The organism is Acrocarpospora catenulata (assembly GCF_018476525.1).
GTDB lineage: Bacteria > Actinomycetota > Actinomycetes > Streptosporangiales > Streptosporangiaceae > Acrocarpospora > Acrocarpospora catenulata.
In genome coordinates, this window is record NZ_JAHCST010000162.1 from 1 (window position 1) to 984 (window position 984).

The window sequence follows — 984 nt, forward strand, 5'->3', positions numbered from 1 at the left end:
AGGATGTGGTCACCGGTGCCGTAGAAGTGATCGACCTGCCGTGCGGGAGCTGGCGGGAGAGCTGGTGTCCGCCGTGCGCCAAGCGGGTGCGCGACCTTCGGCGGGCTCAATGCCGGGAAGGCTGGCATCTTGAGCAAGAGCCGGTCTCGGGGGACCTGATGACCCCTGCCGAGTATCGGCGGTATCTGGCTGATCTGCGGGTTCAGGCGGTGGGCTGGCGGGATGAGGCGGCGGCGGCCGGTGAGGACACGGCGGATCTGGATGCGGCGATTGCCGAACTGGACGGGGAGATCGCGGCGGCGCAACCTGTCCGGCGGGACGCGGGTGAGTCCGGGTCGGCGGGTGATGAGTCGGCCGGTGAGGGGTCGGCTGATGGGGCTGCGCGTCGGGTTCGGAGCACGCGGCGGCGTCAGGATGTGCCGGATCTGCCTAAGCGTGAGGTGCGGGACTCGACGTTGGGGCGCACGTTCGCGGGCCGTGAGGGTCGGACGTTCCGGCCGTCGATGTTCCTCACGCTCACGCTTCCGTCGTACGGCAAGGTTCGGGACGGGGTTCCGGTTGATCCGGATCGTTACGACTATGCGGCGGCGGCTCGGGACGCTCTTCACTTCTCCAAGCTGGTGGATCGCTTCGTTCAGAACTTGCGCCGTGTGGCGGGGTTCGACGTGCAGTACTTCGCGGTGGTCGAACCGCAGAAGCGGCGGGCTCCGCATCTGCATATGGCGATTCGGGGGACGTTGCCGCGTGCTGAGTTGCGGCGGGTGGTGGCGGCGACCTATCACCAGGTGTGGTGGCCTGCGGTGGATACGGTGCGGTTCGACGGGGAGCACGTTCCGGTGTGGCAGGACGGGGCGGGTTATGTGGACCCTGCCACGGGTGAGGTGCTGCCCACCTGGGATGAGGCGTTGGACCGGTTGGCGGCCGGTAGCGAGGCTGAGCCGTTGCATGTGGTGCGGTTCGGTGCCCAGCTCGACATGCAGGGCG

General features: G+C 68.3%; 1 protein-coding gene. It reads left to right on the forward strand.

The features are described 5' to 3' along the window. Positions 1-26: 26 nt before the first annotated feature. A partial coding sequence (locus tag KIP79_RS46190; protein ID WP_372453766.1) for a replication initiator occupies positions 27-984 on the forward strand: 958 nt, incomplete at its 3' end.